This window comes from Pseudomonas sp. LB3P58, assembly GCF_054897895.1.
Map to the genome: position 1 here is coordinate 5,546,719 of NZ_JBUBVE010000001.1, position 24,694 is coordinate 5,571,412.

Sequence of the window (24,694 nt, forward strand, 5' to 3'; positions counted from 1 at the left end):
AGATGTGATCGGCGCCATTGCGTCGGCGTCATTACTGGCTCAATTTAGCGTCATTGCCTCGGAAGGCCCTCGCACTTCATGTCATCGACCCCTTTTAGTCAGTCTCTGCGTCGCCTCTGGGCGCTGGATAAATTCAGCTACAGCGTGCGGGTATTCATCGCCCTGACCGGCAGCATGGCGCTGTGTTGGTACAAGGATGAAATGGGGCTGCTGATCCCGCTGTTCCTCGGGATCATCGCCAGCGCCCTGGCCGAGACCGACGACAGTTGGCAAGGCCGCCTTAACGCACTGGCCGTGACGCTGGTGTGCTTCAGCGTCGCCGCCCTCTCCGTCGAGTTGCTCTTCCCCTATCCCGTCGTCTTTGTCATCGCCCTGGCCCTGGCCAGTTTCGGCCTGACCATGCTCGGCGCCTTGGGTGAACGCTATGGCGCGATTGCGTCGGCGACGTTGATTCTGTCGGTCTACACCATGATCGGCGTGGACCAGCGCGGCGGTGCAGTCACCGATTTCTGGCATGAGCCGGTGCTGCTGGTGGCCGGTGCGGCCTGGTACGGTTTGCTCTCGGTGCTGTGGCAGGCGATGTTTTCCAATCAGCCGGTGCAGCAAAGCCTGGCGCGGTTGTTCCGCGAGTTGGGTTACTACCTGAAGCTGAAATCGTCGCTGTTCGAGCCGATCCGGCAGATGGACGTGGAAGCGCGTCGACTGGAACTGGCGCAGCAAAACGGTCGTGTCGTGGCGGCGCTGAACGCCGCCAAGGAAATCATCCTGCACCGGGTCGGCAATGGTCGACCGGGCTCGAAACTCAGCCGTTACCTGAAGCTGTACTTCCTCGCTCAGGACATCCACGAGCGCGCCAGTTCCTCGCACTACCCTTACAACGCCCTGGCAGATGCCTTCTTTCACAGCGATGTGATGTTCCGCTGCCAGCGCTTGCTGCGCCAACAAGGCAAGGCCTGCCGGGCGCTGGCCGAGTCGATCCAGATGCGCCAGCCATTCATCTATGACGCGAGCTTCGCCGAAGCCCTGAGCGACCTGCACGCCTCCCTCGAGCACCTGCGCATTCAGAGCAACCCGGCGTGGCGCGGATTGCTGCGTTCGTTGCGGGCATTGGCGGCCAACCTCGGCACACTCGATCGTTTGCTCAGCGATGCCAGCAACCCCGACGCCTTGGCCGACGCCACCGACAGCAGCCTGCTCGACCGTTCGCCCCGTAGCCTCAAAGATGTGTGGATTCGGTTGCGCACGCAGCTGACACCGACGTCATTGCTGTTCCGTCACGCACTGCGTTTGCCCCTGGCCTTGAGCATCGGCTACGGGATGGTGCATTTGATCCACCCGTCTCAGGGTTACTGGATCATCCTCACCACGCTGTTTGTCTGCCAACCGAACTACGGCGCCACCCGCCGCAAACTCGGCCAGCGGATCATCGGCACCGCCATCGGCCTGACCGTGGCCTGGGCGCTGTTCGATCTGTTTCCGAATCCCTTGGTCCAGTCATGCTTTGCGATCGCTGCCGGGGTGGTGTTCTTTATCAACCGCACCACCCGCTACACCTTGGCGACGGCCGCGATCACCTTGATGGTGCTCTTCTGCTTCAACCAGGTCGGGGATGGTTACGGGCTGTTTCTGCCGCGGCTGTTCGATACCTTGCTCGGCAGCCTGATCGCCGGGCTGGCGGTGTTCCTGTTCCTGCCGGACTGGCAGGGCCGACGCCTGAACAAAGTGCTGGCCAACACCCTGACCTGCAACAGCATTTACCTGCGCCAGATCATGCAGCAATACGCCGCCGGCAAAAGCGACGACCTGGCATATCGCCTGGCCCGACGCAATGCGCACAACGCCGACGCGGCACTGTCGACGACGCTCGCCAACATGCTGATGGAACCGGGGCATTTCCGTAAGGAAGCGGATGTCGGGTTCCGCTTCCTGGTGCTGTCGCACACCTTGCTCAGTTATTTGTCCGGACTGGGCGCACACCGGGAAACCCAGCTACCGCCCGACGTGCGCGAGCATTTGATCGACGGCGCCGGCGTGAAACTGGCCGCCAGCATCGATGAAATTGCCCAAGGCTTGTCGAGCAAACTGCCGATTGCGATTCAAAGCGATGAGGAAGAGGCACTGGCCAACACGCTTGAACAGATGCCGGACGAAATCGATGAAGGCCAACGGCTGGTGCAGACGCAGTTGGCGTTGATCTGCCGTCAGCTTGGGCCATTGCGGACGTTGGCGGCGCACCTCATCAAGGAAACGAGTGAGGATTGAGATGTGCGGCGGCTGAGCGGGCCTGCTCGCGAAGAGGCCATCAGCCACACCACAAAACTCACATCCCGTGTTGTTCCATCAACCGCTGATAACTGCCATCCACTTTCATTGCCGCGATCTCGCGGTCGAAACCGGCGACGATCTGTTCATGCAGGGGGTTCTTCAGGCTGACCAGGATGTGCAGGCTGTTCTCGCTCAATGGCTTGGGCAAAAACTCCACGGCATTGCGCACCTTGGATGATTCCCGAGCCAGGTAGTAACGCGCGACGTATTCGTCTTCCAGCGTCAACTTGACCCGGTCGGCGACGACCATGCGCACCGCCATGGAAAAGCTGTGCACCGGGACTTTCTGCAGCGACTCGTCGTCATCGAACTCCGGCGAATAGGCATAACCGCGCACCACCGCTATCGGGTAGGTATGCAGTTGTTGCAGGTTGTTGTATTCGATGGGCGTGTCTTTGCGCTTGAGAAAGCGCACTCGATTGAGCAAGTATTCGCCGGAAAACTGGCCAAGCTTCGTACGATCGTCGGTGTACCAGGCGTTGACCAACACGTCGTATCGACCCTCGCCAACCCCCAGCAAGGCGCGCGCCCAAGGCACTTGTTCAAAGTCACTGGCATAACCGGCCCGGGCCAGTGCTGTGCTGACGATGTCCGTGGCCAACCCACCGTTGACCAACGTGGAGTCGGTAAAGGGTGGCCAGGCATCGGCTACCAATCGCAGCTTTTCCGCTGTCGCGCTTTGAGTCAGCAACAGCAATCCAATCAAAGCAAAGGCTCGATGCAATCGCGGCATGCTAGAAAATCCTTAGCGGGCGGGACGCCCGACGTGTTTTCAGCCAAAACTCCAAGGCCCCCGTACTGCCAAACCCAGGTACTCACATTAGCTCATCGAAGTCATTGCACAGCGCTTCATCCCAGATTACACAAACAAGACAAGACCGCGCGAAATGAATGATGGCATTTTGGCCTTTGTCACAGATTTCTCTGCCATACAGACATCTTTCGCCTGGGCGCTTAGTATCGGAGCGACGATGTTCAAGGAGTGTGAAGATGACAATCGATTGGGTCTGCAAACACCACAGCGATCTGGGCAAAGAGCAGCTGTACGCCATTCTGCAGCTTCGTGCAGAGGTGTTTGTCGTTGAGCAGAAATGCGTCTATCAGGACGTCGACGGCCAGGATCTGGAAGGTGACACCTGCCATTTAATGGCTTGGGACGGGGATCGGCTGGTGGCGTACTTGCGGTTGCTCGACCCGGAGTTACAGGGTGGCGACGTGGTCATCGGGCGGGTGATCATTGCCCCTCAAGCGCGCGGTACCGGGCTTGGGCATGAGTTGATGGCACAGGCGTTGAAACAGGCTGAAAAGCGCTGGCCTGAAGTACCGATCTATCTCTCGGCCCAGGCACATTTGCAGGGGTATTACGGGCGGTACGGGTTTGTGGTGGCGGGCGAGGAATTTCTCGAGGATGACATTCCGCATATCGGGATGCGCCGGGTTTGAGACTTGCGACAGGCTCTGGAATCCCCCCCTCACCCTAACCCTCTCCCCAAGGGGCGAGGGGACTGACCGATGTGTTATGTAGAAAATTGGCGACTTGAACTACCGAGTCGAACTCAGGATTCGAAAGGCTTGAAGATCTGCTCCCTTTCCCCCTCTCCCCATTGGGGCGGTCCGACGTTTCGGGAGGGCTGGGGTGAGGGGTCGATCTAAAGCGAACCCAACAATCAGGGATACTCCAGCACCGCTTTGATCTGCCGAAGATTACGCTCGATCCACCCCCGATCTATCGCCCCCCACTCGCGAATCCGATAGCGCCCGGCATGATTGCGCGCCCCTTCTTCCTGCTGGAACTCGCAAATAATGTCCAGATCCGCCAACGCTGCGATGGTGTCCTGAGCCGTGCGCCGGGGCATGCCGGTCACTTCGGTCAGCGCCGGGACGCTACTGGCCAACCCGCTATCAATCAGGTACGCCACGTACAACCGACGATAGAAGCTGCTCTTGGTCTTGCTTACATCCATCTAAACACTCCCGGTTGCGATATTTTGATCTCTATTGCATATCCCGCCACGTCAGGTACACCCGCACATCGAACTCCACCTGGTGATACCCCGGCAACATGTGTTCGCAAAGCTTGTAGAACGCCTTGTTGTGATCCGACTCTTTGAAGTGCGCCAGTTCATGCACCACGATCATTTTCAGAAACTCGGCTGGCGCCTCCTTGAACAACGAAGCAACACGAATTTCTTTCTTGGCCTTGAGCTTGCCGCCCTGCACCCGCGATATCGCGGTGTGCAATCCGAGGGCGCGGTGGGTCAGGTCGAGGCGGTTGTCGAACAACACCTTATCGATGGCCGGGGCGTTACGCAGGTATTCCTGCTTGAGGTCCAGCGTATAGGTGTACAACGCCTTGTCGCTCTGTACCCGGTGTTTTTCCGGGTAACGCTGGCTCAGGTAGTCGCCCAGCCGACCGTCGGCGATCAGCTGACGCACTTGGTCCTGCAGCGCTGCAGGATAGGCCTGGAGGTATTTCAACGCGGTCATTGGGGCGGCAACACGATTCACGAAAAGGTCGCCAGTGTAGCGAATTCAGCCGGTCAGCGTGTTCCAGTCGAACGGCTGCACAAAGTCGCCGACGTCCTCGGCCATCATCGGCCGTGCGACCAGAAACCCTTGCACATACTCGCAACCATTGGCTTGCAGCCACCGATATTGCGCAACGGTTTCCACCCCCTCGGCAATCACCAGCATCCCGTACTCCTTGCACAGCTCGATCACATTGCGCACCAGCGCCGCATCGCGTGAGGACTCCAGTAGCCGGGCAATCAAATGCCGGTCGAACTTGAGCGTGTCCAACTCCAGATCCCGCAGATGAGACAGCGAACACGGCCCGCAACCAAAGTCATCCAGGGCCACTCGCACCCCCAGATTACGCAGCAGGCGCAGCTGTTTACGGGTTTCCTCGGGGTTTTGCATCAAGGCCTCTTCTGTGACCTCGACTTCCAGATGGCGCGCCTGCAAACCATGGCGCTCCAGTACCTGGCGCAACTCGGTGACCAGATTGGGCATGCCGAATTGCGTACTGCTCAAACTGACGCCCAGCACCAGGTCGTCAGCAAACAAGGTTTCCCAGGCTTTTCGCTGGCTCGCCCCTTGTTGATAGATCCAGCTGCCCAGGTGACTGATCAACCGCGCCTCTTCCAGCAATGGCAAAAACAGCCCCGGTGGTACATCGCCGACGCTCGGGTGCTGCCAACGGATCAGCGCTTCGAACCCGCGAATCTGCCCGCTGGCAATGGCCACCTGAGGTTGATACACCAAATTGAAATCACGGTTCTCGATCGCCGCGCGCACACTTTCTTCGAGCATCAACCGCGAGCGCGCCCGGCCGTTCATTTCGTGATCGTAGAAACGATATTGCTGACGGCCGGCGCGCTTGGCTTCGTACATGGCGATGTCAGATGCGCGCAACAAACCGTCGAGATTGGAACCGCAATCCGGGTACGTCGCAATGCCGATACTGGCGCCCAACGCGATATCCAGACCATCGATCTGCTGACAGATCGACACCCGCTCAATCAGCTTCTCGGCGATTTTTGCCGCTTGCTCGGGGAACTCCAGATCCAGCAACGCGGTGAACTCATCACCGCCCATGCGCGCCAGAATGTCGAAGGGCCGCAAACAGGCCTTCAACTGCTCGGACACCCAACGCAGCACCCGGTCGCCGGCATCGTGACCGAGGGAATCGTTGACCCGTTTGAAGCCATCGAGGTCCAGATACAGCAGCACCCAGGCGCTATCGGAGCGGTCGCCACGCAGCAGCAGGTTTTCCGCCGTCTGGTAAAAGCCGCGACGATTGAGCAGCCCGGTCAATGGGTCAGTGACGGCCTGAAACTCCAGTTGCTGATGCAGATGGCGCACCACCGACATGTCCAGCACCGTCACCACCATCGCATGTTGTTCGCTGGGCAACGGTGCGCAGGACAGCGCCACGGGCACCTGTTGACCGGGCGCCGTACGCAGCAATGCATCGTGCAGTCGCAGGGTTTCGCCGCGTTTGTAACCGGCTAACAGCTCGGAGTCAGCCCAGATCGGGATGTGCGGATTTTGCAGGAAATCCAGGAATTCTTTGCCTTGCAGGTCTTGCACCGTGGCATTGAGCAGCCGCGACATCGCCGGATTGGCAAAGCGGATCAGACCGTCCTCACCGACCACCAGGATGCCTTCGGCGGCATTGTCGAGCACCGAGGCATTAAACGCGCGCGCGACCTCCAGATCGTGGCTCAGGCGCTGTAACGCACGGCGATTGCGCTGATGCTCGAGCAGCGCCTGGACTTTGGGCTTGAGAATTTGCGGGTCGAACGGTTTGAACAGGTAATCCACCGCACCACTGGCATAGCCCTTGATCACGGCGTCCTGGGACTGTTCGTTGGCGGTAAGGAAAATGATCGGTGTGAGGCGGGTTCGTTGGCTACCGCGCATCAGGCGTGCCACTTCAAAACCGTCCATGCCCGGCATCTGCACATCCAGCAGCACCAGGTCGACATCGTGTTCGAGTAACAGACTGAGCGCCTCGAAGCCCGAGGCGGCGGTCATGACCTGCCAGTCCTGGCGCTGCAACAACGCGCGCATGCTGATCAGGTTTTCAGGGTAATCATCAACGATTAAAAGAATTGAGTTGCCTTCAGCTGGCGTGGGTTGCGCGCATTCCATGCTGCTTCTCTTATGCGGGACGTCAGGCCGGTTTCTCGTGAAAACCGGACAAATACTAAGCCTTCACTCTAGACCGGGTTCCGCAAAAGCAGAAGCTATCAGTACGCCATCATTTAACCAAAGCGTCCATTTGCCGACTAACGGTCAGCGCCACAGCCCCCTAAAACCGGGAAAGATGGCCTTTTAACAGGATTTTGACGTCACCCGTTTGTCATTTACGCATTAACAAATTGAACTTCTGCGATTATAAGGATTGCCCCCAAGGCGCGTGCCAGAGCTTCTGGAACGTGCGTGCAGCAAAAAATCCGTGGAAGCTTTTGTCTATGATCGATCTCGCAACCTGGAACCTCAGCGTTCCCGTCGGCAATCCGCCGTACACCGTTGAAACGTCAAAACTGGTGGATGGCTTCAAGGATCAATACTTCCACTCCGACACCGGCACCTTGTTTTTCTGGGCCCCGGTCACCGGCTCCAAAACTGAAAACGCAAAGTATGCCCGCACCGAACTTCGCGAAACCTACAGCAATGGCACCCTGAAAAACTGGCTCTACCCGGACGCCGACAATACCCTGCGAGCCACCCTGGCGGTGAACCAGGTACCGAGCTCGGGCAAGATCGTCATCGGCCAGATCCACGCCTATGAAAGCCAGAAACCGATGGTGAAGCTCGAGTATCAGTACTCGACCAGCACACAGTCGGGCAACATCGTCGCCAAGGTTCGTATGCACCCTGATGACGATAGCGCACGAATAATCACCATTGCTACCGGGGTGAAACTGGATCGGGAGTTTTCCTACCTCATCCACCTGAGCCCGCGCGGCGCGCTGGGCATCAGTGCGGCGGGCTACCAGTGGGACACCGACATCAGCAAGACCTGGAGCGTCAAACCGCTGTACTTCAAGGCCGGCGTGTATGTGCAGGACCACACCGGGTACACCAGCGAAGGCGGGCAAGTGACGTTCAGCAAGCTGGATATTGATCACGACAAATAACGCTCCCAAGAACAACTCGATCTCTGTAGCAGCTGCCGAGCCTGCGAGGCTGCGTCCGAGGACGAAGTCCTCGCAAGCCCGCAGAACCCGGTCTAACCGAATAAATGCGTTGTCTGATTTACGACTGCTACGCAGCCGAACGCAGCCTCGCAGGCTCCACAGCTGCTACAAAATCCTGGCGTCCGCAAATCTCGTAGGACCACTCCGACCGTGGCGAGGGAGCTTGCCCCCGTTGGGATGCGAAGCGTCCCCAAAACCCTCCCCCCAATTTCCTCAGACACACCACATCGCCCGGTTCTATTGCCGCTACGCCACCGAACGAGACCAAACAGTCTCGCCAGTTGACCGGGACGGCGCCCTACAGCCCGGTTGCGGTCACCCGAATCGCTGCCTAAAGTTGACCTGTCGCTGACATCGTTGGCGACAGGGTTTCGCAGCCCTTACGGTACGAGTAACTCTCCTTTTAGGTACAAGGAAGATTTACTTATGACAATGAACAATCCGCCCCGCCGCTTCACCCCCATGTCCCAATTCGCCACCGACTACCCCGTCCTGCTCATCGACAGCGACGCCCCGCTACGCGAACTCCACAACTGCGTCAGCGAACGCCTCAACGCCGTCCTCAAATATCTGAACCTCATGGCCTGCACCAGCCTGCCGGACTATGCCGAGAACGACATCAACACCGTCACCAACATCGCCCGGATCATGGTCCAGGATGTGAGCGATGTGTTTCGGGTGATTGAGCAACGTGGGTTTGACGAGAAATCGAACCGCTAAAATAAGATGGATGTCACCCATATCGGACTTTTCTGCCTCGATCCTTAAAAATGTCCGTTATAGGTGACATTGATTCGCCGAGCATTAGCTGCGCCGCGTAAAAATCTCCGACCATAAAAAACCCGCCTCTCGGCGGGTTTTTTAATGCGATTCAAACACCAAAGGCTTAGTTAACCTTAGCGTTCAACTCACCCTTCAAATAACGCTGGTACATCGCTTCCAACGAGATCGGCTTGATCTTCGAAGCATTACCCGCCGTACCAAACGCTTCATAACGTGCGATACACACATCACGCATGGCAGTAACAGTCGCGCCGAAGAATTTACGCGGATCAAACTCGCTCGGGTTGGTGGCCATCAGGCGACGCATCGCACCGGTGGATGCCAGGCGCAGGTCGGTGTCGATGTTGACCTTGCGCACGCCGTGCTTGATGCCTTCGACGATTTCTTCAACCGGTACGCCGTAGGTTTCTTTGATGTCGCCACCGTACTGGTTGATGATCGCCAGCCAGTCTTGCGGAACCGAAGACGAACCGTGCATCACCAGGTGGGTGTTCGGGATGCGTTTGTGGATTTCTTTGATGCGGTCGATGGCCAGCACGTCGCCGGTAGGCGGCTTGGTGAACTTGTACGCGCCGTGGCTGGTGCCGATGGCGATGGCCAGGGCGTCGACCTGGGTGCGTTTGACGAAGTCAGCGGCTTCTTCCGGGTCGGTCAGCATTTGGCTGTGATCCAGAACGCCTTCGGCGCCGATGCCGTCTTCTTCACCGGCCATGCCGGTTTCCAGCGAACCCAGGCAGCCCAGCTCGCCTTCTACCGATACGCCGCAGGCGTGAGCCAGGGCTACAGTTTGTTGGGTGACGCGGATGTTGTAGTCGTAGTCGGTCGGGGTCTTGCCGTCTTCGCCCAGGGAACCGTCCATCATCACCGAGCTGAAGCCCAGTTGGATGGAGCGCTGGCAGACGTCAGGGCTGGTGCCGTGGTCCTGGTGCATGCACACCGGGATGTGCGGGAATTCTTCGATTGCCGCCAGGATCAGGTGACGCAGGAACGGTGCGCCGGCGTATTTGCGAGCACCGGCCGAAGCCTGGACGATCACCGGGGAGTCAGTCTTGTCAGCGGCTTCCATGATGGCGCGCATCTGCTCAAGGTTGTTGACGTTGAAGGCTGGAACGCCGTAGCCGAACTCGGCTGCGTGGTCCAGCATCTGGCGCATGCTGATAAGTGCCATTGTGTGTGTATCTCCCGGTTGAGGGTCGTTAATCGTGCCAGCCTGCCGTAGCGGCGGCGGCTATTCAAGTTATTGCAGATCGGGGGTCAGCCCGGCCTGCCAATTCGGTGTTGCCTCAATCTTGCGGCGTTACTGCGCTTTGCAACCGCGGCCGATCAAATCATTGGTGGCGACCCAGTACACCAGGCCTTCCTCACCTTTTATGTGAAACGCCAGCATGTCATTGCTGTACAGCGAACCTTCGGCGCCCGGCTCATGCTTCAAGCGGTAGACCTGATCGGCACCGCCCAGGCGGACGTCGACTTCCTTGCGGCTGTCGTCGGTGTAGCGCCAAAGCACCTTGGCCTGACTGTCGCAGGTCCAGGTGGTCCAGCTGTCCGTCGATTCGGCAGGCTTGAACAGGTTCAAATTGGAGCAACCTGCCAGCAGAGCCAGCGCCGTAACGGCGATAAAACCTTTCATCCATGTTCCTCGACTGACGGCGCACGCCGCCAGCCCTGAGTAAAGTGTCAGACCTTTCAAGGGCAACCATGTTCCTTGGCCGGGGTCTGTGTCTCGTATTTGTCCAGGCCATCAGGCCCGGAACGCTTGTTGATCACCGGGTTGGTTTCGGCCTGCCAGTCGGCCTGGTAACAGCCTTTGTCCTGTTCAGGCGTCTCGGGCACCTTCGGAGCTTTCGGGTTACTCCCGCAAGCTGCCAACGATCCCGCGATAATCAACAACGCTAATGTTTTGACCATCTGAACACTCCTTTGCCTGGTCAAATGGGCGGCCTCAGGCCTTGGCCCGGCTTTCCAGGACCTCAACGGCCGGCAGCACCTTGCCTTCGACGAACTCGAGGAACGCGCCGCCACCGGTAGAAATGTAGGAGATCTGATCGGCAACGCCATATTTATCGATGGCGGCCAGGGTGTCGCCGCCGCCAGCGATGGAGAATGCCGAGCTTTCGGCGATGGCCTGGGCCAGCACTTTGGTGCCGTTACCGAACTGGTCGAATTCGAACACGCCCACCGGGCCGTTCCACAGGATGGTCTTGGACGACTTCAGCAGCTCGGCGAAATTCGCCGCGGTCTGTGGGCCGATGTCCAGAATCATGTCGTCTGCGGCCACATCAGCGATCAGCTTGACGGTAGCGGTGGCGCTTTCAGCGAATTCCTTGGCAACCACGACGTCAACCGGCAGCGGCACGCTGACCTTGGCGGCGATGGCGCGAGCGGTGTCCAGCAGGTCCGGCTCGTACAGGGACTTGCCGACCGGGTGACCGGCAGCCGCCAGGAAGGTGTTGGCAATGCCGCCGCCGACGATCAGCTGGTTGCAGATCTGGCTCAGGCTGTTCAGCACGTCGAGTTTGGTCGAGACCTTGGAGCCGGCAACAATGGCAGCCATTGGCTGAGCCGGGGCGCCCAGGGCTTTGCCCAGTGCGTCCAGTTCGGCGGCCAGCAACGGGCCAGCGGCCGCGACTTTGGCGAACTTGGCCACGCCATGGGTCGAACCCTCGGCGCGGTGAGCGGTGCCGAAGGCGTCCATCACGAACACGTCGCACAGGGCGGCGTATTGCTGGGCCAGTTCGTCAGCGTTCTTTTTCTCGCCTTTGTTGAAGCGCACGTTTTCGAACAGCACGATGTCGCCGGCCTTCACGTCAACGCCGCCCAGGTAATCGGCCACCAGCGGCACTTCACGCCCCAGAGCCTTGCTCAGGTAGTCAGCGACTGGCTTGAGGCTGTTCTCAGCCGAGAACTCGCCTTCGGTCGGACGGCCAAGGTGCGAGCAGACCATCACGGCCGCGCCTTTTTCCAGGGCCAGCTTGATGGTCGGCAGCGAGGCCAGGATTCGCGCATCGCTGGTGACAACACCGTCCTTGACTGGGACGTTGAGGTCTTCGCGGATCAGTACGCGCTTACCTTGCAGATCGAGGTCGGTCATCTTCAACACGGTCATGGGTCGCAATTCCTGGATTACTGTTTTGTGGAAATAGCTGTTTGCAGATAGTGCTCTGCAACGTCCAGCATTCGATTGGCAAAACCCCATTCGTTGTCAAACCAGGCCAGGATGTTCACCAGCCGTGGGCCGGAAACTCGAGTCTGACTGGCATCGACGATGGCCGAATGTGGGTCATGGTTGAAATCACAACTGGCGTGAGGCAACTCGGTGTAGGCCAGAAGGCCTTTGAGCGGGCCAGCAGTGGCGGCCTCGCGCAAAATCCGGTTGACCTCGGTGGCGTCGGTGTCGCTCACGGTCTGCATCGTAATGTCGAGGCAAGACACGTTAACCGTCGGCACCCGCACGGCTTTGGCCTGAATTCTCCCGGCAAGTTCCGGTAACAGGCGTTCGATGCCACGCGCCAGACCAGTGGACACCGGAATCACTGACTGAAACGCCGAACGGGTGCGGCGCAAGTCTTCGTGATGATAGGCGTCGATCACCGGCTGATCATTCATCGCCGAGTGAATGGTGGTGATCGACACGTATTCCAGACCAATGGCCTGATCCAGCAGGCGCAACAGCGGCACGCCGCAGTTGGTGGTGCAGGACGCGTTGGACACCAGCAACTCATCACCGGTCAGGCAATCCTGGTTCACGCCGTAGACGATGGTGGCGTCGACATCCGCCTCGCTGGCCATCGGCTGGGAAAACAACACACGCGGCGCACCGGCATCCAAGAAACGCTGGCCGTCTTCACGGGTGTGGTAAGCGCCGGAGCACTCCAGCACCAGATCGACGCCCAACGACGCCCAATCGATGCCTTCGGGGGTGGCACTGCGCAGGACCTTCACGCAGTCGCCATTAATATGCAGACAATCGCCGTCGACCTTCACTTCGCCGGGAAAACGCCCGTGAGTGGAGTCGAAGCGTGTCAGGTATTCGATGCTGGCCATGTCAGCCAGATCGTTGATCGCAACAATTTCAAACCCGGCCTTCTCGCCTCGCTCAAACAACGCACGCAAGACGCAACGACCAATCCGGCCGTAGCCGTTGAGTGCAACTTTGTAAGGACGCGGTTGAGGCATGGGGTTCTCGATTACCGTGGTGAATCCGTTATTGCAGCGTTGCCCGGACTATCGCTTTCGCGAGCAAGTCGAACCGTCGCACCGCCGCTCCCACATTGGAATGCATTTCCCTGTGGGAGCGGCGGTGCGACGATTCGACTTGCTCGCGAAGACGGCAGTCCAGACAAAACAACTTCTGGATCAGTCTTCCAGCAGCTCTTCAGCCTGACCCAGGATGTTTTCCAGGGTGAAGCCGAACTCTTCGAACAAGGCTGGCGCAGGCGCCGACTCGCCGTAGGTGGTCATGCCGATCACGCGGCCTTCCAGGCCCACGTACTTGTACCAGTAGTCCGCGTGGGCGGCTTCGATCGCGATACGGGCACTGACCTGCAACGGCAGAACCGCTTGCTTGTAGCCGGCATCCTGAGCATCGAACACGCTGGTGCAAGGCATCGAAACTACACGCACCTTGCGACCCTGTTCGGTCAGCTTGTCGTAAGCCTGAACCGCCAGACCGACTTCGGAACCGGTAGAGATCAGGATCAGCTCAGGCTCGCCGTCGCAGTCCTTCAACACGTAACCGCCACGGGCGATGTCGGCGATCTGGAACGCATTGCGGGTTTGATGCTGCAGGTTCTGACGCGAGAAAATCAGCGCCGAAGGGCCGTCCTTGCGTTCCAGGGCCATTTTCCAGCACACCGCCGATTCAACGGCATCGGCTGGGCGCCAGGTGTCGAGGTTCGGCGTGCTGCGCAAGCTGGTCAGTTGCTCGATCGGCTGGTGAGTCGGGCCGTCTTCGCCCAGACCGATGGAGTCGTGGGTGTAGACGAACACGACACGCTGCTTCATCAGCGAGGCCATACGCACTGCGTTGCGGGCGTATTCCATGAACATCAGGAAGGTCGCGCCGTAAGGCACCAGACCGCCGTGCAGGGTCACGCCGTTCATGATCGCGCTCATGCCGAATTCGCGAACGCCGTAGTACATGTAGTTGCCGCTGGCGTCTTCAGCCGTAACACCTTTGCAACCTTTCCACAGGGTCAGGTTGGAACCGGCCAGGTCAGCGGAGCCGCCCAGCAGTTCAGGCAGCAGCGGGCCGTAGGCATTCAATGCGTTCTGGCTGGCTTTACGGCTGGCGATGGTTTCGCCTTTGGCAGCGACTTCAGCAATATAAGCCGAGGCTTTTTCAGCGAAGTCTTCCGGCAGTTCGCCGCTCAGACGACGAATCAGCTCGTTGGCCAATTCAGGGAACGCTGCAGAGTAGGCAGCGAAGCGCTGATCCCATTCGGCTTCGGCCGCGCGACCGGTTTCCTTGGCGTCCCATTCGGCATAGATGTCGGCCGGGATTTCGAACGGACCGTAGTTCCATTTCAGCGCAGCACGGGTCAGAGCGATTTCCGCGTCACCCAGTGGGGCGCCGTGGCAGTCTTCCTTGCCTTGCTTGTTCGGCGAACCGAAACCGATGGTGGTCTTGCAGCAGATCAGGGTTGGTCGATCGCTTTTGCGCGCAGTTTCGATCGCGATCTTGATTTCTTCAGGATCGTGACCGTCAACGTTACGGATCACCAGCCAGTTATAAGCTTCGAAACGCTTAGGCGTGTCGTCGGTGAACCAGCCTTCGACTTCGCCGTCGATGGAGATGCCGTTGTCATCGTAGAAGGCGATCAGTTTGCCCAGGCCCAAAGTACCGGCCAGGGAGCCGACTTCGTGGGAAATGCCTTCCATCATGCAGCCATCACCCAGGAACACGTAGGTGTGGTGGTCGACAACATTGTGGCCCGGACGGTTGAACTGCGCCGCCAGGACTTTTTCTGCCAGGGCAAAACCAACGGCGTTGGCCAGGCCTTGGCCCAATGGACCGGTGGTGGTTTCAACGCCCGGGGTGTAGCCGAATTCCGGGTGACCCGGAGTGCGGCTGTGCAGCTGGCGGAAGTTCTTCAGGTCTTCGATCGACAGATCGTAGCCGGTCAGGTGCAGCAGCGAGTAGATCAACATCGAGCCGTGACCGTTGGACAGCACGAAGCGGTCACGGTCGGCGAACGATGGATTGCTCGGGTTGTGCTTCAGGTAGTCACGCCAAAGTACTTCGGCGATATCCGCCATACCCATAGGGGCACCGGGATGGCCGCTGTTGGCTTTTTGCACGGCATCCATGCTGAGGGCACGAATGGCGTTGGCACGCTCACGACGGCTGGGCATCGCTGTTCTCCTGCGGATATTGAATCGAGAGTGAATAAAACGAAACGGAAAAAAGGCGAGCATTTTCCCTCACCCACCCGCCTCGGGGCAATGACAGATAGTCATCTGAAGGCGTTTTTCCGGTGGATAAAGTCGCATTCGCCTGGTGAAACCTTTCCGCTGACGATTTGTAGAGTGACCCTTTCCCCGAGAAGTGCCATCTATCGAGCAATATCAAAACTTTTTGATATTGCTCTTGCGGTGTTTTCTGACCGTCACTAGACTGCTGGCCTTATGAATTCACGTGCGCCTTCCATTCGACATGACGATTGCGATGAGCTGGCGGCCCTGTGCAAGGCCGGCGGCGATCCTCTGCGGCTGAATGTATTGCGCGCGCTGGCCAACGATTCGTTTGGCGTACTGGAGCTGGCGCAGATCTTTGGCATCGGCCAGTCCGGCATGAGTCATCACCTCAAGGTATTGGCCCAGGCCGGCCTGGTGGCGACTCGTCGTGAAGGCAACGCGATTTTCTACCGTCGCGCCCTGCCCCACACCGACCTGCTGGGTGGCAAGCTGCATGCCGCGCTACTGGAAGAAGTGGACAACCTGACCCTGCCTGCCGAGGTGCAGTCGCGGATCGCTCAGGTCCATGGGCAACGTGCGGCGGCCAGCCAGGACTTTTTCTCACGGGTCGCGGAGAAGTTTCGCGCCCAGCAAGACTTGATCGCCGGTCTGCCGCAATACCGCGAAAGCGTGGTGGCATTACTCGACAAGCTGAGTTTCAACGAAGGCGCCACGGCCATCGAAGTCGGCCCCGGCGACGGCGCATTTTTGCCGGAACTGGCGCGCCGCTTCACCCAGGTCACGGCGCTGGACAACAGCCCGGCGATGCTCGAACTGGCGCGCCAGGTTTGCGAACGTGAAACGCTGGCTAACGTCAGCCTGCAACTGGCCGATGCATTGAACGGTGTCCGCCTCAAGGCTGACTGCGTTGTACTGAACATGGTGCTGCACCATTTCGCCGCGCCGGCCGAAGCACTCAAGCACATGGCCGACTTGCTGCAACCGGGCGGTAGCCTGCTCGTGACAGAGTTATGTAGCCACAACCAGAGTTGGGCCAGGGAGGCCTGCGGTGATCTATGGTTGGGGTTTGAACAGGACGATTTGGCCCGTTGGGCCACCGCTGCGGGACTCGTTCCCGGGGAAAGCCTCTATGTAGGCTTACGTAATGGTTTCCAGATCCAGGTCCGCCATTTTCAGCGACCGGCTGGCGACACTCACCATCGGTAAATTCAGGAAAAAATCGAGATGAGCGAATACTCCCTCTTCACCTCCGAGTCCGTGTCCGAAGGACATCCGGACAAAATCGCCGACCAGATTTCCGATGCGGTGCTGGACGCCATCATTGCTGAAGACAAGTTCGCCCGTGTAGCGGTCGAGACCCTGGTAAAAACCGGCGTGGCAATCATCGCAGGTGAAGTCACCACGTCGGCCTGGGTCGACCTGGAAGAGATCGTGCGTAACGTCATTCTGGACATCGGCTACAACAGCTCCGATGTCGGCTTCGACGGCGCCACTTGCGGCGTGATGAACATCATTGGCAAGCAGTCCCCTGACATCAACCAGGGTGTCGACCGTGCCAAGCCTGAAGATCAAGGCGCCGGCGATCAGGGCCTGATGTTCGGCTACGCCAGCAACGAAACCGACGTGCTGATGCCAGCACCGATCACCTTCTCGCACCAGCTGGTTCAGCGCCAGGCCGAAGCCCGTAAATCCGGCCTGCTGCCTTGGCTGCGCCCGGATGCCAAGTCGCAAGTGACTTGCCGTTACGACGGCGGCAAGGTTGTCGGTATCGACGCCGTTGTACTGTCGACCCAGCACAATCCTGACGTGTCCTACAAAGACTTGCGCGAAGGCGTGATGGAGCTGATCGTCAAGCACGTACTGCCTGCCGAGCTGCTGTCCAAAGACACCCAGTTCCACATCAACCCGACTGGCCAGTTCATCATCGGTGGCCCGGTTGGCGACTGCGGCCTGACCGGTCGCAAGATCATCGTCGACAGCTACGGCGGCATGGCCCGTCACGGCGGCGGCGCGTTCTCCGGTAAGGATCCATCGAAGGTTGACCGTTCGGCCGCCTACGCGGGTCGTTACGTGGCGAAGAACATCGTGGCAGCCGGCCTGGCCGAGCGTTGCGAGATTCAGGTTTCCTACGCAATTGGTGTTGCTCAGCCGACTTCGATCTCGTTGAACACCTTCGGCACCGGCAAGATCAGCGACGACAAAATCGTCAAACTGGTTCGCGAAGTGTTCGACCTGCGTCCATATGCAATCACCACCATGCTCGACCTGCTGCACCCGATGTACCAGGAAACCGCTGCGTACGGCCACTTCGGTCGTACCCCGGCAACCAAGACTGTGGGCGAAGACACTTTCACCACCTTCACCTGGGAAAAGACCGACCGCGCCGATTCCTTGCGCGCTGCTGCCGGCCTGTAAGACTTCCCCGGCGGTACCAAAAGCCCTGCACGGCTCGCCGTGCGGGGCTTTTTATTGCGCGAAAGTCGAAAGATCGCAGCCTCGTTCCACTCGACAGCTCCTACAGGGATATGTGTAGGAGCTGTCGAGTGGAACGAGGCTGCGATCTCTTGATCTTCCTGCCTCTCGAAACACACCGAAAAACATCCTCGCTACCGACACCCGAATGCTGACTAACCTTGAAAGCACTCTCCCTGAGCAAGGACGCTCACGATGCTTCTGCGCCTGTTTTTCTGTTTTTTCCTGACCTTTCTTTGCCTGAGTTCAAACGCTGCCGAATGCCCCGACTGGCCACCCGCACGCGCCCTGGACGAAATCACGTCACTGCAGAAACAAATCGACCTCTGGGACGACAGCTATCACCGGGGCGGCCGTTCATTGGTCGCTGATGAACTCTATGATCAGTCCCGTGCGCGATTGACCGAATGGCGCACATGCTTCGACCTGGACCAAACCGCGGAACCGCTACGTACCGCGGGCGGCACGATGCCTCATCCCATCGCCCACACAGGCCTGGGAAAACTCCACGATGGTCGCGCCGTCGAAGCCTGGCTAAAAGGACGAAGCGATGTCTGGGTTCAGCCCAAGATCGACGGCGTGGCGGTGACGCTGATCTACCGCAAAGGCCTGCTAATTCAAGCAATAAGCCGCGGTGACGGGATAAATGGCCAGGACTGGACGGCTTCGGCGCGCCAGATCGCCGCCATCCCCCAACAATTGCCACAACCGCTGGACCTGCTGCTGCAAGGTGAACTCTATTGGCGCCTGACCGACCACGTACAGGCCCGTGCCGGCAGCCTCAATGCACGCGCCACAGTGGCCGGCTTGATGGCTCGCAAAAAGTTAAGCACTGAGCAAGCCGCCGGGATCGGCCTGTTTGTCTGGGACTGGCCCCAAGGCCCGGCCAGTTTGCCCGCCCGCGTCGCAGCCCTGGATGAGTTGGGCTTTCCGATCACCGCAGCTTACAGTCACTCGATCAAGGTATTTGCCGACGCTGAACGCTGGCGCGATCACTGGTATCGCTCGCCCCTGCCCTTCACCAGTGATGGCATCGTCCTGCGCCAGGATCAGCGCCCACCCGCCGAGCGCTGGCAGGCTAAACCGCCTTATTGGAGCGTCGCCTGGAAATACCCTTTTGCCCAGGCCCTGGCCGAGGTGCGCAAAGTCCATTTCAAGATTGGACGGACCGGACGAATCACCCCGGTACTGGAATTGACACCGGTAATGCTCGATGACCGGCAGATCAAGCGAGTCAGTGTGAGCTCGTTGCAACGCTGGGAGACGCTGGATATCCGGCCCGGAGACCAGGTCGCCATCAGCCTGGCAGGCCTGACCATTCCCAGGCTTGACGGTGTCATGCTGCGCAGCACCCAACGCGCTGAATTGAGCGTACCGCTGGCGGAGGACTTTCATCATTTGAGTTGCTGGCAGCCGACACCGGGGTGCGAAAGCCAATTCCTCGCCCGACTGACCTGGCTCAGCGGCAAGCAGGGACTGGCCCTGCCCCATGTCGGTCCTGGCACTTGGGAGAAACTTTTCGAAACAGGCCGCCTGAATGGCCTGCTGGATTGGTTGACCCTCGATGCTCAAGAGCTTGCTAACATTGACGGCTTCGGCGAACGCAGCAGCGCTCGTCTTTTGAACAGCTTCAATAGTGCCCGACAACGCCCTTTCGCTCGCTGGCTCAAAGCCCTGGGTTTACCGCCGACCGGCCAGGCGCGGCTCGCCGATTCATGGCAGGAACTGGCACAACGAAATATCGAACAATGGCAGGCAGAAGCCGGCATCGGCCCGGGACGCGCAGCGCAATTGAGCGCATTTTTCCGCGACCCGCAGGTCCTGGCCTTGAGTGAAACATTACGTGTTGCGGGGATTGACGGTTTTTAGCGGCCGGCGATGCCCGCCAACCCGGGAACCCAATGGTGCCGCCGGGCTCAAACACCCCATCGCCACATCGACCCGATCGCTTTTTCACATGGAGCTTTTATGAAACTTCTTTCACCGCTCGCCCTGTTGACCCTTTGCAGCGTGCTGGCCGCTCCACTGATGGCCGCCGAAGAAGCTCCAGGGCTGACCGGCTGCGCCGCAAAGAAGCAGGGCATCATCAATCAGATTGAACTGGCCAAGTCTCACGGTAACGCCGATCAGCAGGCAGGCCTTGAAACGGCACTGAGCGAAGTCACGGCTCATTGCACCGATGCTTCCCTGAAGAAAGAACGGGAAAACAAGGTGCTCGACGCCAAGCACGAAGTCAGCAAGCGTCAGGCTGATCTGGACAAGGCCATGAAGAAAGGCGACGCCGAGAAGATCAACAAGCGCAAAGACAAACTCGCCGAGTCCCGCAAGGAACTGCAGGACGCACTTGATGAGCTGGATAAGTAAGGATCAGTGATCCCGAAACTCTTTATGGCAAGCACTGCAGGCATCTTCGACCTTCTGCACCGCCGGCCCCAGGTTACTGGCCTTGTAAGGCTGAACCTTGCTGGCAATCACCAAGTCACCGGTGGCGGCTTCAAGGGTGCGAGCCATGTCCTGAAAGTGTTCCTGTTTCTGCCAGACATCGCTCTTGGCACTGGTGTGATCTTCTTCGCGCACCTGCGGAAAATGTTTCCAGGGTTCACGGGACAATGCATCGAGCTTCACGGCACCGTCAGCGAATTTCGGACCGTCAAACGGGATGCGGCCACGCAACATGCCGCCCAGGTCTTCGCCGGTCTTGAGCATTTGCTTGAAGATCGTCTTGCGCTGGCCCAGCGGCGAGTTGGGGTCGACACCACCGCAGGCAGACAACGTCAGGCAGGCCAGCAATACAACAGAAAGTCTTTTAAGAGTCATGGTGGCTTCAAGTCACGGGAAACGGCGGCCAGTATCCTCGCGTCATCGGCAAAGACCAATAGCCCTATTATCAATACGGGTTGTTTGAGCGCATGGAGCACTCAGGCAACCGACAAAGGAATTACTCCATGAACAGCCGTTTCAAGGCATGGCGTCACAACCTCGCCTGGACCCTTCCGATGGTGGCCGTGCTTGCGGGCTGCACCGGTGGCGACAACAACCAACCGAAAACCCACGCCCTGGCCACCTACTCCAGCGCCACGTGGGAAGCACTTCCGACGGTGTCCGACAACGACCTGGTCGCCGGCTTCGGTTCGTGGCGCAGCGCCTGCACCCGACTCAAAGCCGACCCGGTGTGGGGCTCGACGTGTGCGGCTGCCGCCAACGTGCCGCAAACCGCCAGCGACATTCGTGGCTTCCTCAAGCAGAACCTCGACGTTTACGGCCTGCGCGCCGCCAATGACAATCCCAGCGGCTTGATCACCGGCTATTACGAGCCGGTCTACCCCGGCAGCCTGACCCAGACCGACGTGGCGAACATCCCGGTGTACGGTGTGCCCGAGGACATGATCATCGTCTCTCTGGACAGCATTTATCCGGAACTCAAAGGCAAACGCCTGCGCGGACGACTCGAAGGTCGCGTGCTCAAGCCTTACGACGATGCGGCCACGATTGAAACCAAAGGGGTCAAGGCACCGGTTGTTGCCTGGCTGACCGATCCGATGAACCTGCAATTCCTGCAAATCCAGGGTTCGGGTCGTATCCAGCTCGATGATGGCCGCCAGTTGCGCATTGCCTATGCCGACCAGAACGGTCACCCGTATCGACCGATCGGCCGCTGGCTGGTGGACCAGGGCGAGCTGAAAAAAGAAGAAGTGACCATGGGCGCCATCAGCCATTGGGCCAAGGCCAATCCGACGCGCATTCCGGAACTGCTGGGCAGCAACCCCAGCTACGTATTCTTCACCCGCAATCCGGACAGCAATGAAGGACCTCGCGGCTCGTTGAACGTACCGCTGACCGCAGGCTATAGCGCGGCGGTGGATCGCAAAGTGATCCCGTTGGGCAGCCTATTGTGGTTATCGACCACTAAACCGGACGGTACCGCACTGGTACGCCCGGTTGCCGCTCAGGACACCGGCGGCGCAATTGCCGGCGAAGTCCGTGCGGACCTGTTCTGGGGCACCGGCGAGGCGGCCGGGCAATTGGCTGGCGACATGAAACAGCAGGGGCAAATCTGGATGCTCTGGCCTAAAGGCGCAGCCCTGCCTCAAGTGCCGCAGGTGGCTGATGCGGTGAAGACCAGCCCCTGATATCTGTATCGGCGGTTAAATAGCAATCGCGAGCAGGCTCGCTCCCACATTTGGATCTCCAGTGAACACAGCATACGTGTACGACCGAGATTCAATGTGGGAGCGAGCCTGCTCGCGATGAGGCCCTCACAAACACCGCCGTATTTTCAGACAGAAACCACAAAGAAACTGACGATCAACCCCATCCCCACCAACCACATCAGCGACCGCAAAATTGCCCAGTCCGCCAAATAGCAAATGATGTACAGCAGCCGACTGGTAATGAACAACACCGCCAGCACATTGATCGTCACCAGTTCGGCATTGCCGGCCAGGTGCGCAACGATCACCGCCGCCGCGAACGCGGGAATCACTTCAAGACTGTTCAGATGCGCCGTATATGCGCGGCGACCCAAACCATTCAGTGACTCGAGAAAGTCACGGGGGTCATGGTTGTCTTTCAGCCTGAACCCGCCACAGGCCCTGGCGATGCCCGTGCAGATATAGGGCAGGAAAATCGCGATCAAAATGCACCACAGAGCAACCGTCATATCGCAATCCCTTCTTCAAGTTTCAAGAGTCGAGCTCCAGTCAAAACTTCATCACCAGTATGCCGATCAGCACCAGCCCACAGGCTAAGAGCCGTGGCCTGCCGAAAGGTTCTTTCAGGTAACGCATGCCGAACAGCACCACCAGAATTACGCTGATTTCGCGCAATGCCGCCGCTTCGGCAATCGAGCCCAGCTGCATGGCCCACAGCACCAGAGCGTAGCTGAACAACACGCAAAACCCGACCGCCAACCCCAGTCGCCACTGTTCACGCCAGAACAACATGAAGGCCGGTCGCTTACGCACCAGCGCCAGTAACGGAAACGGCCAGGCGCTGAGCAACGTGACCCACACCAGGTAATCCAGCGGATGCGACCAGCGCCGCAACGCCTGACCATCGATGAAGGTGTAGCAGCCGATGCACAGGCCGATCAACGCCACCACCGGCAGCATCGACCACGGCAATCGCGCTCCGCCGCCGCCCTGCCAGAGCAGGCAAAGCATGCCGAACGGGATCAGCAGAATCCCGAAGATCTGCTGGTTCGTCAGCACTTCCCCGGCAAAAATCAGCGTCAGTGCCAGCACCACAAGCGGCGACAAGCCACGCATCAGCGGATAGACCAGCCCGAGATCACCAACCCGATAGGCCTGGATCAGCAAATAGCGATAGAGCAATTCAAACGCCGCCGACGCCAGAATCCACGGCCAGATGTCCAGGGGTGGCAGCGCCACGAACGGCAGCATCAGCGCGACAAACAGCATTGCCACGCTGTCCATGCAGGCCACCACCAGCAGCCGTTCCGCACTGAATTTGATCAGGGTATTCCACGCTGCGTGCAACAGCGCCGCTACTAACACCAGTGCTGTTGCAAGCACGGCACACTCCTTTATTTATTTTTGTTCCCTGCGGGAAGCGCCCAGATAATTGATTCGCCATATGTCAGCAGCTGTTTATACTGCAAGCGACCACGCCGCACTCAGTTGCGCACAGACTAATTCCAATAATTTTTTGCCACCGTCCGCTCTCGTCGAGAACGGGCGTCGGCATGCGTATGCCTGATCAGAGCGTCAAGACTACCGACAGAGATCATGCGCATGCCACTCGCCTTGCTTGCCCTCGCTGTTGCCGCGTTCGGCATCGGCACCACTGAATTCGTCATCATGGGCTTGCTGCCCGATGTCGCCCGCGACCTCGCCGTGAGCATCCCCCACGCGGGCCTGTTGATCACCGGCTACGCCCTGGGCGTGGTGTTCGGTGCGCCGATCCTCGCGGTCGGCACCGCCAACATGCCGCGCAAAGCCACGCTGCTGGGCATGACGTTGATGTTCATCCTCGGCAACATTCTTTGTGCATTGGCGCCGAACTACGCCACGCTGATGGCCGCACGCGTGGTCACCGCGCTCTGCCACGGTGCGTTCTTCGGCATCGGTTCGGTGGTTGCTGCCGGTTTGGTGGCACCGAACAAACGCGCCCAAGCAATTGCGATGATGTTCACCGGCCTGACCCTGGCCAACGTGCTGGGCGTGCCTTTGGGCACTGCACTCGGGCAATACGCCGGCTGGCGCTCGACGTTCTGGGCGGTGTCGGTAATCGGCGTGATTGCCGCGATCGCGCAGTGGGTCTGGTTGCCGAAGGACATCGCCATGGACAAGGCCAACCTCGCCAGCGAGTTCAAAGTGCTGGGCAAGGTCAACGTGTTGTTGGCGCTGGGGATGAGTGTGCTGGCGTCGACCAGTCTGTTCAGCGTGTTCACTTACATTGCCCCCATCCTGCAAGACATCACCGGCGTCAGCCCGCATGGAATCACCATCATGCTGCTGCTATTCGGGGTCGGGTTGACCGCGGGCAGCATGCTCGGCGGTCGCCTGGCTGACAGTCGATTGCTGCCGTCACTGGTGGGCATGGCGATGGCCGTGCTCGTCGTGCTGGCCGCGTTCACACAGACCAGTCATTCGGCAATTCCAGCGGCGATCACGCTGGTGCTTTGGGGCATCTTCGCATTTGCCCTGTGTCCGATTTTGCAATTGCTGATCATCGATCAGGCCCATGAAGCGCCGAATCTGGGCTCAACGTTGAACCAAAGCGCGTTCAACCTCGGCAACGCGGCCGGTGCATGGATTGGTGGACTGGTCGTCGCCAGTGGTGCGGATCTGGCGGACTTGCCGTGGACCGGCGCGCTGGTCAGTGGCTTGACGGTGCTGACGGCGCTTTTCTACATCTATCTGCAACGTCGCGGTGTCGCTGCGGTCAATGTGTCCGGCTGAATAACTGCACTGCTGCTGACACCGCCATCGCGAGCAAGCTCGCTCCCACAGTTGATCGATGTGAAC

The 24,694-nt window shown here is 59.2% G+C and carries 23 protein-coding genes; 10 read left to right on the forward strand and 13 right to left on the reverse strand.

Going from position 1 to position 24,694, the window contains the following annotated elements; all coding sequences use genetic code 11:
• Positions 1–78: 78 nt before the first annotated feature.
• Positions 79–2,262: a YccS family putative transporter gene (yccS, locus tag ACYZTZ_RS25875; protein WP_462000071.1), complete on the forward strand. Its 2,184-nt coding sequence runs from the start codon at positions 79–81 to the stop codon at positions 2,260–2,262.
• A gap of 58 nt (positions 2,263–2,320) precedes the next feature.
• Here yccS and ACYZTZ_RS25880 read toward each other — a convergent pair whose 3' ends face one another.
• Positions 2,321–3,058, reverse strand: a complete 738-nt coding sequence (locus tag ACYZTZ_RS25880; protein ID WP_462000072.1) for a substrate-binding periplasmic protein — start codon at positions 3,056–3,058, stop codon at positions 2,321–2,323.
• Positions 3,059–3,315: 257 nt separating this feature from the next.
• On the opposite strand from ACYZTZ_RS25880, the gene ACYZTZ_RS25885 reads away from it, so the two are divergent.
• Positions 3,316–3,768: a GNAT family N-acetyltransferase gene (locus tag ACYZTZ_RS25885; RefSeq protein WP_462000073.1), complete on the forward strand. Its 453-nt coding sequence runs from the start codon at positions 3,316–3,318 to the stop codon at positions 3,766–3,768.
• Positions 3,769–3,992: 224 nt separating this feature from the next.
• On the opposite strand, the gene ACYZTZ_RS25890 is transcribed toward ACYZTZ_RS25885, so the two are convergent.
• The 3 genes from ACYZTZ_RS25890 to ACYZTZ_RS25900 are packed head-to-tail and all read right to left on the reverse strand — an operon-like array spanning position 3,993 to position 6,981.
• Entirely contained in the window at positions 3,993–4,289 is a 297-nt protein-coding gene (locus ACYZTZ_RS25890; protein WP_150658418.1) for a winged helix-turn-helix domain-containing protein, read from the reverse strand.
• Positions 4,290–4,320: 31 nt separating this feature from the next.
• Positions 4,321–4,812 carry a M48 metallopeptidase family protein gene (locus ACYZTZ_RS25895; RefSeq protein WP_033060381.1) on the reverse strand — a complete coding sequence of 164 codons (492 nt, stop codon included), beginning with the start codon at positions 4,810–4,812 and terminating at the stop codon, positions 4,321–4,323.
• A 45-nt stretch (positions 4,813–4,857) separates the two neighbouring features.
• Positions 4,858–6,981 carry a putative bifunctional diguanylate cyclase/phosphodiesterase gene (locus ACYZTZ_RS25900; RefSeq protein ID WP_462000074.1) on the reverse strand — a complete coding sequence of 708 codons (2,124 nt, stop codon included), beginning with the start codon at positions 6,979–6,981 and terminating at the stop codon, positions 4,858–4,860.
• Between the two features lie 323 nt (positions 6,982–7,304).
• Here ACYZTZ_RS25900 and ACYZTZ_RS25905 point away from each other — a divergent pair, with 323 nt between their 5' ends.
• Both ACYZTZ_RS25905 and ACYZTZ_RS25910 read left to right on the forward strand, forming a co-directional pair.
• Positions 7,305–7,973, forward strand: coding sequence for a polysaccharide lyase family 7 protein (locus ACYZTZ_RS25905; protein WP_462000075.1), 669 nt, complete (start codon positions 7,305–7,307; stop codon positions 7,971–7,973).
• Positions 7,974–8,459: 486 nt separating this feature from the next.
• The gene (locus tag ACYZTZ_RS25910; protein ID WP_140674909.1) at positions 8,460–8,753 is read left to right on the forward strand and encodes a fructose-bisphosphate aldolase; all 294 of its coding nucleotides are present in this window, start codon (positions 8,460–8,462) and stop codon (positions 8,751–8,753) included.
• A gap of 166 nt (positions 8,754–8,919) precedes the next feature.
• On the opposite strand, the gene fba is transcribed toward ACYZTZ_RS25910, so the two are convergent.
• The 6 genes from fba to tkt form a co-directional block, all read right to left on the reverse strand.
• Positions 8,920–9,984: a class II fructose-bisphosphate aldolase gene (fba, locus tag ACYZTZ_RS25915; RefSeq protein WP_046045276.1), complete on the reverse strand. Its 1,065-nt coding sequence runs from the start codon at positions 9,982–9,984 to the stop codon at positions 8,920–8,922.
• Positions 9,985–10,113: 129 nt separating this feature from the next.
• Positions 10,114–10,446 (reverse strand): MliC family protein, encoded by a 333-nt coding sequence (locus tag ACYZTZ_RS25920; protein ID WP_462000076.1) that lies wholly within the window; start codon positions 10,444–10,446, stop codon positions 10,114–10,116.
• Between the two features lie 56 nt (positions 10,447–10,502).
• The gene (locus ACYZTZ_RS25925; protein WP_046045274.1) at positions 10,503–10,724 is read right to left on the reverse strand and encodes a hypothetical protein; all 222 of its coding nucleotides are present in this window, start codon (positions 10,722–10,724) and stop codon (positions 10,503–10,505) included.
• 34 nt (positions 10,725–10,758) lie between these two features.
• On the reverse strand, positions 10,759–11,922 hold the full coding sequence (locus ACYZTZ_RS25930; RefSeq protein WP_033060390.1) for a phosphoglycerate kinase: 1,164 nt from the start codon (positions 11,920–11,922) through the stop codon (positions 10,759–10,761).
• A 17-nt stretch (positions 11,923–11,939) separates the two neighbouring features.
• The gene (epd, locus tag ACYZTZ_RS25935) at positions 11,940–12,992 is read right to left on the reverse strand and encodes an erythrose-4-phosphate dehydrogenase (RefSeq protein ID WP_462000077.1); all 1,053 of its coding nucleotides are present in this window, start codon (positions 12,990–12,992) and stop codon (positions 11,940–11,942) included.
• Positions 12,993–13,172: 180 nt separating this feature from the next.
• The gene (gene tkt, locus ACYZTZ_RS25940) at positions 13,173–15,170 is read right to left on the reverse strand and encodes a transketolase (RefSeq protein ID WP_462000078.1); all 1,998 of its coding nucleotides are present in this window, start codon (positions 15,168–15,170) and stop codon (positions 13,173–13,175) included.
• A 273-nt stretch (positions 15,171–15,443) separates the two neighbouring features.
• Between tkt and ACYZTZ_RS25945 the strand changes: the two genes are divergently transcribed.
• From ACYZTZ_RS25945 to ACYZTZ_RS25960, 4 genes are all read left to right on the forward strand, one after another.
• Positions 15,444–16,439 (forward strand): ArsR/SmtB family transcription factor, encoded by a 996-nt coding sequence (locus tag ACYZTZ_RS25945; RefSeq protein WP_462000079.1) that lies wholly within the window; start codon positions 15,444–15,446, stop codon positions 16,437–16,439.
• Positions 16,440–16,457: 18 nt separating this feature from the next.
• Entirely contained in the window at positions 16,458–17,648 is a 1,191-nt protein-coding gene (metK, locus tag ACYZTZ_RS25950; RefSeq protein WP_282380640.1) for a methionine adenosyltransferase, read from the forward strand.
• A 252-nt stretch (positions 17,649–17,900) separates the two neighbouring features.
• Positions 17,901–19,574, forward strand: coding sequence for an NAD-dependent DNA ligase LigB (ligB, locus tag ACYZTZ_RS25955; RefSeq protein WP_462000080.1), 1,674 nt, complete (start codon positions 17,901–17,903; stop codon positions 19,572–19,574).
• A gap of 99 nt (positions 19,575–19,673) precedes the next feature.
• On the forward strand, positions 19,674–20,069 hold the full coding sequence (locus ACYZTZ_RS25960) for a DUF1090 domain-containing protein (protein WP_008151994.1): 396 nt from the start codon (positions 19,674–19,676) through the stop codon (positions 20,067–20,069).
• Positions 20,070–20,072: 3 nt separating this feature from the next.
• Here the strand turns inward: ACYZTZ_RS25960 and ACYZTZ_RS25965 are convergent, their stop codons facing one another.
• On the reverse strand, positions 20,073–20,522 hold the full coding sequence (locus tag ACYZTZ_RS25965) for a c-type cytochrome (RefSeq protein WP_462000081.1): 450 nt from the start codon (positions 20,520–20,522) through the stop codon (positions 20,073–20,075).
• 128 nt (positions 20,523–20,650) lie between these two features.
• Here ACYZTZ_RS25965 and mltA point away from each other — a divergent pair, with 128 nt between their 5' ends.
• Positions 20,651–21,835 carry a murein transglycosylase A gene (gene mltA, locus ACYZTZ_RS25970; RefSeq protein ID WP_462000082.1) on the forward strand — a complete coding sequence of 395 codons (1,185 nt, stop codon included), beginning with the start codon at positions 20,651–20,653 and terminating at the stop codon, positions 21,833–21,835.
• A 146-nt stretch (positions 21,836–21,981) separates the two neighbouring features.
• Here the strand turns inward: mltA and ACYZTZ_RS25975 are convergent, their stop codons facing one another.
• Positions 21,982–22,365: an MAPEG family protein gene (locus ACYZTZ_RS25975; protein WP_462000083.1), complete on the reverse strand. Its 384-nt coding sequence runs from the start codon at positions 22,363–22,365 to the stop codon at positions 21,982–21,984.
• 40 nt (positions 22,366–22,405) lie between these two features.
• The gene (locus ACYZTZ_RS25980) at positions 22,406–23,239 is read right to left on the reverse strand and encodes an EamA family transporter (RefSeq protein WP_095127118.1); all 834 of its coding nucleotides are present in this window, start codon (positions 23,237–23,239) and stop codon (positions 22,406–22,408) included.
• Positions 23,240–23,458: 219 nt separating this feature from the next.
• Here ACYZTZ_RS25980 and ACYZTZ_RS25985 point away from each other — a divergent pair, with 219 nt between their 5' ends.
• Positions 23,459–24,628, forward strand: a complete 1,170-nt coding sequence (locus ACYZTZ_RS25985; protein ID WP_462000714.1) for an MFS transporter — start codon at positions 23,459–23,461, stop codon at positions 24,626–24,628.
• Positions 24,629–24,694: the final 66 nt, after the last annotated feature.